Annotated in this window: 16 protein-coding genes; 9 read left to right on the top strand and 7 right to left on the bottom strand. The window is 73.4% G+C overall.

Going from position 1 to position 14,195, the window contains the following annotated elements; genetic code table 11:
* The 5 genes from GTW08_RS03535 to GTW08_RS03515 all read left to right on the top strand — a co-directional run.
* On the top strand, positions 1-372 hold a 372-nt coding region (locus GTW08_RS03535; protein WP_161151405.1), incomplete at its 5' end, for a PucR family transcriptional regulator.
* A gap of 141 nt (positions 373-513) precedes the next feature.
* Positions 514-1,437 (top strand): ACP S-malonyltransferase, encoded by a 924-nt coding sequence (locus GTW08_RS03530; RefSeq protein ID WP_073577445.1) that lies wholly within the window; start codon positions 514-516, stop codon positions 1,435-1,437.
* Between the two features lie 5 nt (positions 1,438-1,442).
* A complete protein-coding gene (locus GTW08_RS03525; RefSeq protein WP_139282953.1) occupies positions 1,443-2,423 on the top strand; it encodes a beta-ketoacyl-ACP synthase III in 981 nt (326 codons plus the stop codon).
* Between the two features lie 54 nt (positions 2,424-2,477).
* Positions 2,478-2,720: an acyl carrier protein gene (locus GTW08_RS03520; protein WP_020623056.1), complete on the top strand. Its 243-nt coding sequence runs from the start codon at positions 2,478-2,480 to the stop codon at positions 2,718-2,720.
* A gap of 55 nt (positions 2,721-2,775) precedes the next feature.
* Positions 2,776-4,023 carry a beta-ketoacyl-[acyl-carrier-protein] synthase family protein gene (locus GTW08_RS03515; RefSeq protein WP_062396635.1) on the top strand — a complete coding sequence of 416 codons (1,248 nt, stop codon included), beginning with the start codon at positions 2,776-2,778 and terminating at the stop codon, positions 4,021-4,023.
* A 41-nt stretch (positions 4,024-4,064) separates the two neighbouring features.
* Here GTW08_RS03515 and GTW08_RS03510 read toward each other — a convergent pair whose 3' ends face one another.
* From GTW08_RS03510 to GTW08_RS03500, 3 genes are all read right to left on the bottom strand, one after another.
* On the bottom strand, positions 4,065-4,610 hold the full coding sequence (locus GTW08_RS03510; RefSeq protein ID WP_073577443.1) for a hypothetical protein: 546 nt from the start codon (positions 4,608-4,610) through the stop codon (positions 4,065-4,067).
* A gap of 44 nt (positions 4,611-4,654) precedes the next feature.
* Positions 4,655-5,146, bottom strand: a complete 492-nt coding sequence (locus GTW08_RS03505) for a DUF3145 domain-containing protein (RefSeq protein WP_073577442.1) — start codon at positions 5,144-5,146, stop codon at positions 4,655-4,657.
* A 225-nt stretch (positions 5,147-5,371) separates the two neighbouring features.
* Entirely contained in the window at positions 5,372-6,448 is a 1,077-nt protein-coding gene (locus GTW08_RS03500) for an MBL fold metallo-hydrolase (RefSeq protein WP_073577441.1), read from the bottom strand.
* Between the two features lie 230 nt (positions 6,449-6,678).
* On the opposite strand from GTW08_RS03500, the gene GTW08_RS03495 reads away from it, so the two are divergent.
* The 3 genes from GTW08_RS03495 to GTW08_RS03485 all read left to right on the top strand — a co-directional run bounded on the left by GTW08_RS03495 (position 6,679) and on the right by GTW08_RS03485 (position 7,942).
* Positions 6,679-6,891, top strand: a complete 213-nt coding sequence (locus GTW08_RS03495) for a helix-turn-helix domain-containing protein (RefSeq protein ID WP_020623051.1) — start codon at positions 6,679-6,681, stop codon at positions 6,889-6,891.
* 14 nt (positions 6,892-6,905) lie between these two features.
* The gene (locus GTW08_RS03490; protein WP_073577440.1) at positions 6,906-7,658 is read left to right on the top strand and encodes a methyltransferase domain-containing protein; all 753 of its coding nucleotides are present in this window, start codon (positions 6,906-6,908) and stop codon (positions 7,656-7,658) included.
* Between the two features lie 86 nt (positions 7,659-7,744).
* Positions 7,745-7,942 (top strand): hypothetical protein, encoded by a 198-nt coding sequence (locus GTW08_RS03485; protein WP_161151404.1) that lies wholly within the window; start codon positions 7,745-7,747, stop codon positions 7,940-7,942.
* 4 nt (positions 7,943-7,946) lie between these two features.
* On the opposite strand, the gene GTW08_RS03480 is transcribed toward GTW08_RS03485, so the two are convergent.
* Positions 7,947-8,417 carry an NUDIX domain-containing protein gene (locus tag GTW08_RS03480; RefSeq protein WP_083658970.1) on the bottom strand — a complete coding sequence of 157 codons (471 nt, stop codon included), beginning with the start codon at positions 8,415-8,417 and terminating at the stop codon, positions 7,947-7,949.
* A 110-nt stretch (positions 8,418-8,527) separates the two neighbouring features.
* On the opposite strand from GTW08_RS03480, the gene GTW08_RS03475 reads away from it, so the two are divergent.
* Complete coding sequence (locus tag GTW08_RS03475; protein WP_073577437.1) at positions 8,528-9,535, top strand: alpha/beta fold hydrolase; 1,008 nt, start codon at positions 8,528-8,530, stop codon at positions 9,533-9,535.
* Between the two features lie 13 nt (positions 9,536-9,548).
* Here the strand turns inward: GTW08_RS03475 and GTW08_RS03470 are convergent, their stop codons facing one another.
* The 3 genes from GTW08_RS03470 to nrdR all read right to left on the bottom strand — a co-directional run bounded on the left by GTW08_RS03470 (position 9,549) and on the right by nrdR (position 13,718).
* Entirely contained in the window at positions 9,549-10,190 is a 642-nt protein-coding gene (locus GTW08_RS03470; protein WP_139282952.1) for a hypothetical protein, read from the bottom strand.
* Between the two features lie 80 nt (positions 10,191-10,270).
* Positions 10,271-13,132, bottom strand: a complete 2,862-nt coding sequence (locus GTW08_RS03465; protein WP_073577435.1) for a vitamin B12-dependent ribonucleotide reductase — start codon at positions 13,130-13,132, stop codon at positions 10,271-10,273.
* 94 nt (positions 13,133-13,226) lie between these two features.
* Positions 13,227-13,718, bottom strand: a complete 492-nt coding sequence (gene nrdR, locus GTW08_RS03460; RefSeq protein ID WP_073577434.1) for a transcriptional regulator NrdR — start codon at positions 13,716-13,718, stop codon at positions 13,227-13,229.
* Between the last annotated feature and the right edge of the window lie 477 nt (positions 13,719-14,195).

Genomic DNA, 14,195 nt, shown 5'->3' with positions numbered 1-14,195 from the left:
CCGGCCGCGCGGCGCCGGCTCGCCGAGGACGTCCTCGCCCCGCTCCACGACACCGGTGGTGAGCTGCTGCGCACCCTGGCCGCGTACCTGGAGGGCGGGGCGAGCCTGGAGGGCTGCGCCCGCGCGCTCTACGTGCACCCCAACACGGTGCGCTACCGCCTGCGCCGTATCGGCGAGCTCGTCGGGCGCTCCCCCACCGACCCGCGGGAGGCGTTCGTGCTGCGCGCCGCGCTCGTCGCCGACCGCACCGCCCGCGCGTCCGACGGCCCGGCCGTCGCCGCGCACACCCCGCTGACTCCTCTGGACCCGACCGGGGAGCATGATCAGGAGGTCGACGGCGTCCGTGTCCCGGTGGGCGGGGCGTTGTCGTGAACCCTACAAACACCGGCCCCTACGGATCGGTAACGAGGCCCCGGTCACACCTGTGGTTCGTAGGTTTCCTACAACTTCGGTGGTCCGACTTCGTCGTAACCGGTATCCCGGCGCCGCCCCCGAGAGGTGTGTGATGTCCCCGTGATCGCCCTGCTCGCACCCGGCCAGGGGGCCCAGACCCCCGGCATGCTCGCTCCGTGGCTGGAGGACCCGGCCGCGGCGGAGGCCGTGGCCGGCTGGTCCGACGCCGTCGGGCTCGACCTGGTGCGTCTCGGCACCACCGCCGACGCCGAGGAGATCACCGACACCGCGGTCACCCAGCCGTTGATCGTCACCCTGGGCCTGCTGGCCGCGCACCGCCTGCGAGAGCGGGTCGAGCTGCCGTCCGGGACCGTCGTCGCCGGGCACTCGATCGGCGAGATCACCGCCTGCGCGATCGCGGGCGTGCTGACCGAGGACGCCGCCGTCGCCCTCGCCGGGGTCCGCGGCCGTGAGATGGCCGCCGCCTGCGCCGTCGCGCCGACGTCGATGGCCGCCGTGCTCGGCGGCGAGGAGGAGGTCGTGCTGGCCCGCCTCGCCGAGCTGGGTCTCGACCCGGCCAACCGCAACGGGGCCGGCCAGATCGTCGCCGCCGGGGCGAAGGAGGCGATCACCGAGCTGGTCGCGTCGCCTCCGGAGAAGGCACGGGTCAAGGAGCTCCCGGTCGCCGGGGCGTTCCACACCGCGCACATGGAGCCCGCGCGTGCCGCGCTGGAGAGCCACGCGTCGTCGGTGCCGGTGTCGGACCCGACGCTCACGCTGCTGTCCAACGCCGACGGCGCGACCGTCGACACCGGCGCCGAGGCGCTGCGCCGGCTCGTCGCGCAGGTCACCCGGCCGGTCCGCTGGGACGCCTGCATGCAGACCCTCGCGGACCGCGGGACCGGTGCGACCCTCGAGCTGCCCCCGGGCGCGACGCTGACCGGGCTGGTCAAGCGCGCCGTCAAGGGCACCCCGACGCTGGCGCTCAAGACCCCCGAGCAGCTCGACGCCGCCGTCGACCTGATCTCCGAGCACGGGAAGTGAGCCCCATGCGAGCGACCCCGACCGTCGCGGGGGCCCGTTTCCTGGGCCTCGGCAGCTGGCAGTCCGAGCACGTGGTCACCAACGCCGACCTGGAGAAGCGGGTCGAGACCGACGACGCGTGGATCCGCAGCCGCGTCGGGATCGCCGAGCGCCGGATCGCCGACGCCGACACGTCGCTGACGTCCATGGCGACGGCGGCCGGGGCAGCGGCGCTGACCGACGCCGGCTTCGACCCGGCCGGGCTCGACGCCGTGATCGTTGCGACCTGCACGATGCCCAACCCGATCCCGAACGCCGCCGCCCAGGTGGCGACCGGCCTGGGCGCGAACGGCGTCGCCGCGTTCGACCTCAACGCGGCCTGCGCCGGCTTCAGCTACGCCACGGCCGTCGCCTCGGACATGATCCGGGCCGGTTCGGCCCGGCACGTGCTGGTCATCGGCGCCGAGAAGCTCTCGGACTGGGTCGACTGGGACGACCGCTCGACCTGCATCATCTTCGCCGACGGCGCGGGCGCCGCCCTGCTGGGACCGGCGGACGGCGAGGACGAGGTGGGCGTCGGCCCGGTCAGCTGGGGCAGCGCGGGCGACCACGCGTCGACCATCCGGATCCTCGGTGAGACCACGAACAAGCTGCACCAGGAGGGCCAGGCGGTCTTCCGGTGGGCGACGACGGCGATCTCCCCCGTCGCGCTGGACGCCGTCGAGCGGGCCGGGCTCACCCCCGCCGACATCGACGTGCTCATCCCGCACCAGGCGAACCTGCGCATCGTCGAGGCGATCGCGAAGAAGCTGCGCCGCCACGGCGCCCGGGAGGACATGGTCGTCGCCGACGACATCGTGCACTCCGGCAACACCTCGTCCGCGTCCATCCCGATGGCGCTGGACCACATGCGCACGGCCGGCCGGGTACGGTCCGGCGACGTGCTGCTCCTCGTAGGCTTCGGCGCAGGACTGTCCTACGCCGGACAGGTCGTCGTCTGTCCCTGACGGGGCACCGGAGACCTGGCACCCGCACCCATCCACCGCGCAAGGAGAACCATCGTGGCTGACAACGCCGAGATCCTCACCGGGCTGGCCGAGATCGTCGAGGAGGTCGCCGGCATCGACACCGCCGAGGTGACCCCCGAGAAGTCCTTCGTGGACGACCTGGACATCGACTCGCTGTCGATGGTGGAGATCGCCGTGCAGGCCGAGGACAAGTTCGGCGCCAAGATCCCGGACGACCAGCTCGCCGAGCTGAAGACCGTCGGCGACGCCGTCGACTTCATCGCCAAGCACCAGTGACCCGTACCGGCGGGCACGCACCGGTAGCGCTGTCCGCCGGGGAGAAGGAGACGTCATGACCGACGGAGTGGTCGTCACCGGTTTCGGGGCCACCACCCCGCTCGGCGGGGACGCCGCCTCCACCTGGGAGGCGCTGCTCGCCGGGAAGTCCGGGGTGGGAACCACCCGGGCCGACTGGACCGAGCGGTTCGACCTGCCGGTGTCCATCTCGGCCCAGCTCGCCGTGGAGCCCACCGAGGTCCTGCCCCGCGTGCAGGCCCGCCGGATGGACCGGTGCGAGCAGGTCGCGATGGTGGCCGCCAAGGAGGCCTGGGCGCACGCCGGGCTCGGCGCGATCCCCGGCGAGGACGGGGCCGCGGTCGAGGCGGAGCGGCTCGCCGTCGTCATCGGCGCCGGCATCGGCGGCGCGCCGACGCTGCTCGCGCAGGACGACCTGCTCGAGGAGCACGGGCTGCGCAAGGTCTCGCCGCTGACCGTGCCGATGCTCATGCCCAACGGTCCGGCCGCGCTGGTGAGCCTGGAGTACAAGGCCAAGGGCGGGGTGCACTCCCCCGCCTCGGCGTGCGCCACCGGCGCCGAGGCACTGGCCTGGGCCTACAAGCTGCTGCGCGACGGGGAGGTCGACGTCGTCCTCGCGGGCGGCGCCGAGTCCTGCATCGTGCCGATCACCGTGGCCGGGTTCGTGCAGTCGCGGACGCTGTCCACCCGCAACGACGACCCGGAGCGCGCTTCCCGGCCGTTCGACACCGGGCGGGACGGCTTCGTCCTCGGTGAGGGCTCGGGCGTGCTCGTGCTCGAGCGCGAGGAGTTCGCCAAGGCCCGCGGCGCCACCGTGCACGGCCGCCTCGCCGGGATCGGTCTGACGTCCGACGCGTACCACATCACCGGGCCCGACCCCGAGGGCGAGGGCCAGATCCGGGCGATGCAGAAGGCCGTGGCCGGGGCCGGTCTGACCGCCTCCGACATCGTCCACGTCAACTGCCACGCCACCTCCACGGTGGTCGGCGACGTGGGCGAGGCGACCGCCGTGAAACGGGCGTTCGGCGACCACCCGGTGCTCACCGCACCGAAGTCGGCGCTCGGGCACCTCGTGGGCGGGGCCGGGGCCGTCGAGGGGATCATCGCGCTGCTCAGCGTGCGCGACGACATCGTCCCCGCGACGCTCAACCTGACCGACAAGGACCCGAAGGTCGAGCTGGACGTCGTCGCCGGTGAGCCGCGGAAGATGACCGTGGACGCCGCCGTCAACAACTCGTTCGGCTTCGGCGGGCACAACGCCTCGCTGGTGTTCACCAAGGCCTGACGGTTCCGTGCGGGTCCCCGGCCGGGGACCCGCACGCCCGCTCAGCAGGGGGCGCGCAGGATCCCGTCGGGGTTGCCGACGTCCATCCGCGGCGGCGAGCCCGCCATCGGGAAGGCGATCTGCCAGCAGATCCGGCCGACGTGCAGGCCGGGCGGGCCGTCGTTCGGGTCCTGGACGCTGATGAAGCGCACCAGGGCGAGTACAGCGCCGCCGGTCGCGGAGTCGATCCGGTCGATGCGGATGGTGCCGTCGGTGGTGGAGCCGATCCCCTCCAGCCACGTCTCGCGGGGCTGCCGGTCGGCGGTCTCGGGGTTCACCACGCGGGCCCAGGTCGCATGGTCGCGGCCGTTGACGGCGTTGAAGTAGAGCTGCACCTGCTGCATCACCAGCTGGGCGGCCGGATGCTCGGCCGCGCCCGCGCTGATGGTCACCTCGCTGCTGCCCGCGCCGCTGTCGGGCACGGTCTGCGGCGCGGAGGCGGGTGCGACGCCGGAACGGGTCGTCCCGGACACCGTCCACGCGACACCGCCGACGGCCACGAGCGCCACCAGCAGGACGCCGACCGTGATCGCGGCCCGGCCGTTCATTCCTCGCCCCCCATGGGACGACAGTGTGCCCGGCCCGGCTCGGCTCAGCCGACCCGGTGGGTCAGCAGTGTCACCGCCGCGCCGTCGCCGGCGAAGCGGAAGGACTCCAGCTCGTCGTCCCAGGCCGTGCCCAGCAGCTGGTCGAGACGCCGGGACAGCCCGGCGCCACCGTGCTCGGCCATGACCGTGCGCAGCTGGTCCTCGGGCAACACGACGTCACCGTTGGCGCTGGTGCGCCCGCGCCACATGCCGAGGCCGGGGACGTGCATGAACCGCTCCCCGTCCACGCCGGGGCTCGGTTCCTCGGTCACCTCGAACCGCAGCATCGACCAGGCCCTCAGCGCCCCCGCGAGAGCTCCGCCGCTACCGGCGGGACCGCTCCAGGTGCACTCGGCCCGCATCTGACCGGACGCCACCGGCTGCGCGGACCACTCGAGGGAGACCCGCGTTCCGAGAACGCCCGAGAGCGCCCACTCGACGTGCGGACAGACCGCAGTCGGCGACGAGTGGACGAACACCACTCCGCGTGTGCTCACTGCCAACCTCCGCTGTCGTCGACGAGGATCGTCTTCCCCTACGTCCTCGGCGCAGCGCGGCCGGTGCTCGGACCCGCGGTACTGATGTGCTGGATGTGGGTGTGGTGACCTCCGTGGCGTGAGTGGCCTTCAGTGGCCTCACTCTGCCCGATTCCGCTCCGGGGAGCCACCCCGACACGACGACCGGGTGAACGGCGCCCGGCGTGTCGCGGCCCGGCGCGCGGGTCAGGCGGTGTAGATGGCGACGGCGACCCCGGTGGCGGCGTCGGGAACCTCGGTCCGGCGCAGCTCGCCGAGGTCGGCGAGCACGTCGAGGTGCGCCCCGGTCTCCAGGACCGCGAGGGTCCGGTTGAACAGGTCCATGTCCTCCAGCCGGTGTTCCCGCCGGGTCCAGCGCAGGACCCGGGCGACGGCGTCGGCCGTCGGGTGGCCCGCGGCGACGGCGTCGCGGCACTGGGCGAGTCGGACGTCGTGGTGGGCCAGCAGCTCGTCGGTGCGGACGTGCGCGCTGCCACCCACCGGGCCGTGTGCGGGCAGCAGGGTCGCGTCCGGCCGGGACCGGACCAGGCGCAGCGAGTCGAGGAACTGCCCGAGCGGGCTCGCCACCGGCGACGGCTGCAGGCCGATCGACGGGGTGATCCGGGGCAGCACGTGGTCGCCGGCGAACAGCAGCTCGTGGGCCTCGTCGGCGAACACGAGGTGCCCGCGGGTGTGCCCCGGAGTCTCCACGGCGGTCAGCGTGCGGGTACCCGCCGGGTCGGCGACGGCGATGGCGGCACGGTCGGCGATCCACTCGTCCGGGGCCTCCCACTCCTCGGGGAGCGGACGCGGCCACGGCCCGGCCCGGCCGAGCTCGTCGACCAGGCCGGCGGCACCGGCACGCAGCAGCCGGGTCCGATCGGGCTCGCCCTGCGGGCGGTCGGGATCGGTGATGACCTCCAGGTTGGGCCGCTCCCCCGCGCCGAGCAGCACGCGGGTGCCGTACTCGCGGCGCAGCACTGCGGCCAGGGTGTAGTGGTCCCGGTGGGCGTGGGTGACCAGGAAGCGACGGACGTCGCCGAAACCGGAGCCCAGCGCGGCCATCGCCTTGCCGAGCAGGTCGCGGGCCTCGTCGATCGCCCAGCCGGAGTCGATCAGGGTCCAGCCGGTGTCGTCGGCGAGCGCGTACACGTTCACGGCACGCAGCCCGTCCTGGGGCAGCGGCAACGGGATCCGGTAGACGCCGGGGGCACTGCGGAACACGCCCGGCGCGGTCCAGTCGCCGTCCGGGTCGTCATCGGTCACGGTGGGAGCGGCGGTCACCTCCCGACGATAGATGACCGTGCACGCGCGTCCGGGCCCGCGGCACCCTCCACGGGGTCACATCATCACTCCGCGTATCCGGACGGCCACCGAGAGCCGACAGTTTTCGGACAGTCCACCCGAGGGTGGGACACGTTCGCACCGGGAGGGTGGTCCGATCCGCGCTACCGTCCCTGCGTTCGGTGATCAGAGGTCGACCTGGGGGCGGGTCGGCGAAGGAGGGGCGCAGCATGGCGGCAGGGATCCCGGAGCAACGGTCCGGGCAGGACGCGCCGTTCCTCACCGTGGCGGAGGTGGCGGACCGGATGCGGGTCTCCCGGATGACGGTGTACCGGCTGGTGCACTCCGGGGAGCTGCCCGCGGTGCGCTTCGGACGCTCGTTCCGCGTACCACCCGAGTCGGTGGAGGCGTTGATCGAGTCGGCGCGCTACACCGGCGGGTGAGATACGGAACCGGAATGCTGCCGGTCGACGCCGCGAGCGCGCGGCGGGTCGCGGACACCTACGACACCGCCGATGCGCGCACCGAACGGGAGCGGACCCTGGAGCTGCTGGATCCGCGGGCCGGTGAGCAGATCCTGGTCGTCGGGACCGGGCCGGGACAGCTGCTCGACGAGGTCGCCCGGGCAGTCGGTCCGGGCGCCACGGGTGTCGACCCGGACCCGGTGATGGTGACGCTGGCGCGACGCCGGTGCGGCACCCGGGCCGTCGTCACGCAGCGCGCGCTGGCCGGTCCGGGCTCGCTGCCCGGCGGGCCGTACGACGCGGTGGCCTGTCTGCAGGTGCTCGAGTTCCTCGAGGACCTGCCGGCGGCCGTCGCCGAGCTGTACCGGGTCCTGCGCCCGGGCGGGCGGCTGCTGGTCCTGGACACGGACTGGACCTCGCTCCACTGGCCCGGGCCCGGGCAGGACCGGCACCGCCGCATCCGCGACGCGTGGTGCACCACGGTGCCGCGGTCGCGGCTGCCCTACGAGCTGGGGCCGCTGCTGCAGCGCGCCGGGTTCGACGGGGAGTGGACGCGCCGGATGCCGATGCGCGGGCCGGCCTCCACCGGCTACGGCGCCGCGCTGCGGGAGATGGTCGCCGACGCCGCGCCGGGCCGGTGCGGGCTCACCCGGGCCGACGTCGACGCGTGGGCGTCGGGCGTCGCGTCCTGCGGCGACGAGCCGTTCTCGGTGGACCGCTGGTTCCTGGGTGCCGTCCGGCCCTGAACCGGCGGGCGTGGCGCGCGGGGAGCCGGTCGGGCAGCATCGCGGCCGTGGGCTCCCCGTCGTCGCAGACACCGATCACCGCGCGGGTGAGGATCGGGCAGCAGCCCGACTTCGTCCGCCTGTTCCAGACGCTGCCCCGGGCCGGCGAGTGGGTCAACTTCGCCCCGCCCGGCCGGCGGCGCGACGATTACGAGGTCGACTGGGTGCTGCACTGGGCGGTCGACCCCGACGACACCGACAGCCCGGACGTCACCATCGAGATCCAGCTCGTCGACCCGGAGTAGTCCGCTACCGGAAGCCGTGGCTGCGGACCGCGGCGACGCCGCCGTCGCGCAGGTCCTCGAGCACCGCGCGTTCGTGCGGGACCGTGTCGGCGGGCAGGTCGGCGAGGGCGAACCAGTCCAGGCCCGCGGTCTTCCCGTCCTCGGCGCGACGTGGCTCGCCGGCCCAGCGTCGGCAGGTGAAGAAGAAGTCGACGCGTTCGTCGACCGGGTTCCCGTTGCGCTGGGTGCGGTGCACCGCGGTCAGCGGGACGAGGTCGGCGGGATCGACGGTGACGCCGAGCTCCTCGTGGGCCTCGCGCACCGCGGCGGCCGCCGCGTCCTCGCCCGCCTCGACGTGCCCGGCCGCGGCGGCGGCCCAGTGGCCGTCCATGAACCCGGTGCCCGCACGCAGCTGGAGCAGCACCTCGGTGCGTTCACCGGTGCCGCGCAGCAGCAGGACGTAGGACGCCGGGACGACCCGGTAGCGCTCGCTCACGCCGTCGACCCTAGGGCGCGTCTCCCCATCCGCCACCGTCGCTCCCGGCGCCCACGCCGCCGTTCGCCGACGGCAACACCGGGGTAACCCGTCGGTCCTACCGTCGGCGGATGGCGGCCCCCACCTCGCGCCCGGCACCGGTCGGCGACCGGCTCGGCGTCGTGCCGCCCCGGGACTCGGAGCTGCGGTTCCGCACCGTGCACGGCTACCGGCGGGCGTTCCGGGTGGCCGGCTCCGGGCCTGCGGTCGTGCTCGTGCACGGCATCGGCGACAGCTCGGCGACGTGGGAGGCGGTGTTCCCCGCACTGGCCCGGCGGCATCTGGTGATCGCCCCGGACCTGCTCGGACACGGGCACTCGGACAAGCCGCGCGCCGACTACTCCGTCGCCGCCTACGCCAACGGGGTCCGCGACCTGCTCGGAGTCCTCGGGGTGCCCCGCGCGACGCTGGTGGGGCACTCGCTCGGCGGCGGCGTCGCCATGCAGTTCGCCTACCAGTACCCCGAACGCACCGAGCGTCTCGTGCTGGTCGGCACCGGCGGGGCGGGGCCGGAGGTCACGCCGCTGCTGCGCGCGGTGAGCCTGCCCGGCGCGCACGCGGTGCTGGCGGCCTCGCAGCTGCCGCTGCTGCGGTGGCAGCTCGGGTGGGCCCTGGACGCACTGCGCCTGGTCGGGGCCGACCTCGGCCGCGACGCCGCCGACCTGCTCCGGCTGGTCGACGCGCTGCCCGACGCGACGTCGCGGACGGCGTTCATCCGGACGCTGCGCGCCGTCGTCGACTGGCGCGGGCAGGTGGTGACCATGCTCGATCGCTGCTACCTGACCCGCGGGATGCCGACCATGGTGGTGTGGGGCGCCCGGGACGCCGTCGTGCCGCTTGCGCACGCCCGCACCGCGCACGCCGCGATGCCGGGCAGCAGGCTGGAGGTCTTCGACGACGCCGGGCACTTCCCGCACCACAGCGACCCGGCCCGGTTCGTCGGGGTGCTGGAGGAGTTCCTGGGGTCCACCGACCCGGCGCGGTGGAGCCCGGAGCAATGGCGTCAGCTGCTGCGCTGCCCCGCTCCCCCGCCCGCCGGCGTCGCCGGGGCGCGGCCGGGACCGGTGTCGGCGACCTGACCCGGGCCCGGGGTCAGAAGACGAACCCCAGCCAGGTGCCGGCACAGCCGTGGCAGGCGCCGTGCGTCGTCGCGGCGCGGTGCACCGGGCGCAGGCAGATCACGCAGTGGGTGAGCCGGCGCCGGGCCCGGCGCAGCAGACCGTCGCGCACCTGGCGGACGGCGAGCCCGGCGTCGCCGTCCGGGTCGTCGCAGCCGGGCAGGACGGGCACCTCCACCGCGTCCGCCGGGTCCAGCACCGGGAGGTGGCCGTCCCATCGTGGTTCCGGGCGGGCCAGCAGCACCGGACCCGCCGGGGCGAACCCGAGCATCAGCTGCGGCGGCTCCCCGGCGACGAACCAGGCCACCGGTTCCGCCGTCGCGCCGGGCGGGAGGAGCCCCGCCGAGCGCAGGTCGGCGTCGGTCCAGCCGCCGCGACGCAGGTCGGCCGGGGTCAGCCCGAAGTGCCGCAGCCCGTCTGCGGGCAGGTCGAGCTCGCGCAGCTCCGCCGGGGACGGGACGCCGACATAGACGGTCCCGCGCTCCCCCGCCGGCTCCGCGACGGGCCCGGTGTCGTGGCCGTCCGCGGCGCGCCACGGGGCGGCGACGAGTACGGCGAGCACCCGCGGGTCGACGCGGAGGCGCCCGGCCACCTCCGCGGTGCGGTCCTCGGTCACGTGGTCCCCGATCCCTGCCTCCACCACACGCGCCGGGGCGGCTCCGGTGTCGGAGCCGCCCCGGTGTGGTGCGGTGTCGCTCAGCTGCAGCCGCTGGTGGAGCCGCAGCCCTCGCAGAGGTAGCAGGACCCGGCGGGGCGCATCTTCGTCCCGCAGGTCATGCACAGCGGAGCGTCGGCGGCCTTGCCCAGACGCAGCTCGAGCAGCTCGGTGGAGCTGCCGACCTCGACCGGCGCCGGATCGACACCGGTCTCCTTGCGCTCCTCGGTCGTCGGCACGGAGGAGCGGAACTCCTCCATGTCGAGCTTCTCGCCGGTGCCGTAGTCGTTCTCGACCTGGGCGGACCGCTCGTCGGAGGAGAAGATGCCCAGCTGGGCGCGCTTCTCGTACGGCAGGTGGTCCAGCGCCAGACGGCGGAACAGGTAGTCCAGCACCGAGGTCGCGATCCGCACGTCCGGGTCGTCGGTCATCCCGGCAGGCTCGAAGCGCAGGTTGGAGAACTTCGAGACGTAGAACTCCAGCGGGATGCCGTACTGCAGACCCACCGAGATCGACATCGAGAAGGCGTCCATCACGCCGGCCAGGGTCGAGCCCTGCTTGCCGAGCTTGACGAAGATCTCGCCGAGGCCGTCGTCGGGGTAGCTGCCGGCGGTGAGGTAGCCCTCGGCGCCACCGACGGTGAACGACACGGTCTCGCTGGGCCGCTTCTTCGGCAGACGCTTGCGGACCGGTCGCTGCTCGACGACGACGTGCTTCTCCGGTTCGGCGTCGGCCTTCGTGTCGCCGCCCTTGCCCGCGGACAGCGGCTGGCCGACCTTGCAGTTGTCGCGGTAGATCGCCAGGGCCTTGAGGCCGAGGCGCCACCCCTCGAGGTAGATCCGCTCGACGTCCTCGACGCTGGCCCGCTCGGGCATGTTGACCGTCTTGGAGATGGCGCCGGACAGGAACGGCTGCGCGGCGGCCATCATGCGGACGTGGCCCATCGGGGCGATCGTCCGGTCGCCCATGGCGCAGTCGAACACCTCGTAGTGCTCGGGCTTCATGCCCGGGGCGTCGACCACGTGGCCGTGCTCGGCGACGTACTCGACGATCGCCTCGGCCTGCTCGGCCTGGTAGCCGAGGTTGTCCAGGGCGCGGCGCACCGACTGGTTGACGATCTGCATGGAGCCGCCGCCGACCAGCTTCTTGAACTTGACCAGCGCCAGGTCCGGCTCGATGCCGGTGGTGTCGCAGTCCATCATCAGGCCGATCGTGCCGGTCGGGGCCAGCACGGACGCCTGCGCGTTGCGCCAGCCGTTGACCTGCCCGATGTCCTGGCACTGCTTCCAGACCTCGGTGGCGAGCTTCTGCACCGGGGTGCTGGAGGCGAAGGTGCGGATGCGGTCGTTCTCCGCGGCGTGCTTGCGGATGACGCGCTGGTGGGACTCGGCGTTGCGGGCGTAGCCCTCGTACGGGCCGACGACACCGGCGAGCTCGGCGGAGCGCTTGTAGGCGGCACCGGTCATCAGCGAGGTGATGGACCCGGCGAGCGCGCGGCCGCCCTCGGAGTCGTAGGCGTGGCCGGTCGCCATGAGCAGCGCGCCGAGGTTGGCGTAGCCGATGCCCAGCTGGCGGAACCTGCGCGTGGTGTCGGCGATCGGCTCGGTCGGGAAGTCCGCGAAGCAGATCGAGATGTCCATCGCGGTGATGATCAGCTCGACTGCCTTGGCGAAGGTCCGGGCGTCGAACCGGTCGTCGGAGTCGAGGAACTTCAGCAGGTTCAGCGACGCCAGGTTGCAGCTGGAGTTGTCCAGGTGCATGTACTCCGAGCACGGGTTCGACGCGCTGATGCGCCCCGACTCCGGAGTGGTGTGCCAGTCGTTGATCGTGCCGTCGTACTGGATGCCGGGGTCGGCGCAGTTCCAGGCCGCCTCGGCGATGCCGCGGAACAACTTGCGGGCGTCGACGCGCTCGATGACCTCACCGGTCATGCGGGCACGCAGACCGAAGTCGGTGCCCCCCTCGACGGCGCGCATGAACTCGTCGGTGACGCGGACGGAGTTGTTGGCGTTCTGGTACTGCACCGAGGTGATGTCGGAGCCGCCCAGGTCCATGTCGAAGCCGGCGTCGCGCAGGACGCGGACCTTGGCCTCCTCCTTGGCCTTGGTCTCGACGAACTCCTCGATGTCGGGGTGGTCGACGTCGAGGACGACCATCTTCGCCGCGCGCCGCGTGGCGCCGCCGGACTTGATGGTGCCCGCGGAGGCGTCGGCACCGCGCATGAACGAGACCGGGCCCGAGGCGGTGCCGCCGGAGGACAGCAACTCCTTCGACGAGCGGATGCGCGAGAGGTTCAGGCCGGCACCGGAGCCGCCCTTGAAGATCAGGCCCTCCTCGCGGTACCAGTTCAGGATCGACTCCATGGTGTCGTCGACCGAGAGGATGAAGCAGGCGCTGACCTGCTGCGGGCTGGCGGTCCCGACGTTGAACCACACCGGTGAGTTGAAGCTGAACACCTGGTGGATCAGCATCCAGGTCAGCTCGTGGTCGAAGATCTCGGCGTCGCCGTCGGTGGCGAAGTAGCCGTGCTCGAGACCGGCCCGCTTGTAGGTGCCGACGACCCGCTCGACGAGCTGCTTGAGGCTGGACTCGCGGGTGTCCGAGCCCACCGCGCCGCGGAAGTACTTGCTGGTGACGATGTTGGTGGCGTTGACCGACCAGCTGCGCGGGAACTCGACGCCGCGCTGCTCGAAGTTGACGGTGCCGTCGCGCCAGTTCGTCATGACGACGTCGCGGCGCTCCCACTCCACCTCCTCGTAGGGGTGGACCCCTTCGGTGGTGAAGACACGCTGCACGGTCAGGCCGGGCGCGCGCTTGGCACCGGTCTTCCCGCGGCCACGCGACGGCTTGGCCGCCGCGCTGTCACCGGTGTCTGTCGTCGGGCCCCCGACGGTCTCGGTCATGAACTGCCTCCGCACATCCGACGCTTCTCCGCCCGCACGCTGGGGTGCGCGGACGGCTCTCTTCCCGGTACGACCGGCGACGACGACGCGCCGCTCAGCCGCCCGGGTGGTGACCGGCCTCGTCGTCGGCTGCTTCCCCGGCAGCCGCCGAACGCAGGTCGGCGATCTCCTTCTCGAAGTCCTCGATGGAGGAGAAGGACCGATAGACACTCGCGAACCGCAGGTACGCGACCTCGTCGAGCTCACGCAGCGGCCCGAGGATCGCCAGCCCGACCTCGTGGCTGGGAAGCTCCGCCGCCCCGCGCGCCCGCACCGTCTCCTCGACCCGGTGAGCGAGCTGTTGCAGGTCGTCCTCGTCGACCGGCCGGCCCTGGCACGCCCGCCGAACCCCGCCGACGACCTTCTGCCGGCTGAAGGGCTCGGTCACCCCGCTGCGCTTGACGACGGCGAGCACGGCCTCCTCGACCGTGGTGAACCGTCGTCCGCACGAGGTGCAGGACCGGCGCCGGCGGGTACAGGTCCCGTCGTCGGCGGTCCGGGAGTCGATCACGCGGGAGTCCGGGTGTCGGCAGAACGGGCAGCGCATGGACGCTCACACCCCTCTTCCGTGACGTTCCGGAAACTCTCCGCAGCAATCTGTCCCCCCAAGCTGTGGCGGAACGACACCAATGTAACCCCTACATCTAGGGGTACGCCATCCCGGGCCCGGTGCCACGCCGAGCTTCGCCCGATCGGGATCCGAGCCTCGCACACCACGTTCCGCGACCGGTCCGTCGCCGACGATCATGCAGCGGGGCATCGGCGCTGGTGGCGCGGAGAAACGTCGCGGGCAGCGCCGCCCGTCGCGCCGGAGGGACCGCGACCGGCGGCCACCCGATGCGGGGACACGCCCTGCGGACGCGCCCGGCGGCACGTCGCCGACTCCCCCGGCGACATCCCGGCGACCACGTCCGACACCCGCGCACCACCCCCGTGCACGCCGTCACCCGATGCGCCGCCGACACCGCGTCCGGCGCTCCGCACCGTCACCACCTCGGGCCGCCCGCAGCGCACAACCGTGCGC

It is taken from the genome of Pseudonocardia sp. SID8383 (assembly GCF_009864975.1).
GTDB classification, from domain to species: Bacteria; Actinomycetota; Actinomycetes; order Mycobacteriales; family Pseudonocardiaceae; genus Pseudonocardia; species Pseudonocardia alni.
This window is presented reverse-complemented; position numbering and strand designations above follow the sequence as displayed.

Bases quoted from the DNA above. Each gene is read 5' to 3' on its own strand.
- GTW08_RS03525 (WP_139282953.1), top strand. From the start codon at position 1,443: ATGCGAGCGACCCCGACCGTCGCGGGGGCCCGTTTCCTGGGCCTCGGC.
- GTW08_RS03515 (WP_062396635.1), top strand. From the start codon at position 2,776: ATGACCGACGGAGTGGTCGTCACCGGTTTCGGGGCCACCACCCCGCTC.
- GTW08_RS03510 (WP_073577443.1), bottom strand. From the start codon at position 4,610: ATGAACGGCCGGGCCGCGATCACGGTCGGCGTCCTGCTGGTGGCGCTC.
- GTW08_RS03495 (WP_020623051.1), top strand. From the start codon at position 6,679: ATGGCGGCAGGGATCCCGGAGCAACGGTCCGGGCAGGACGCGCCGTTC.
- GTW08_RS03490 (WP_073577440.1), top strand. From the start codon at position 6,906: ATGCTGCCGGTCGACGCCGCGAGCGCGCGGCGGGTCGCGGACACCTAC.
- GTW08_RS03475 (WP_073577437.1), top strand. From the start codon at position 8,528: ATGGCGGCCCCCACCTCGCGCCCGGCACCGGTCGGCGACCGGCTCGGC.
- GTW08_RS03465 (WP_073577435.1), bottom strand. From the start codon at position 13,132: ATGACCGAGACCGTCGGGGGCCCGACGACAGACACCGGTGACAGCGCG.
- nrdR (WP_073577434.1), bottom strand. From the start codon at position 13,718: ATGCGCTGCCCGTTCTGCCGACACCCGGACTCCCGCGTGATCGACTCC.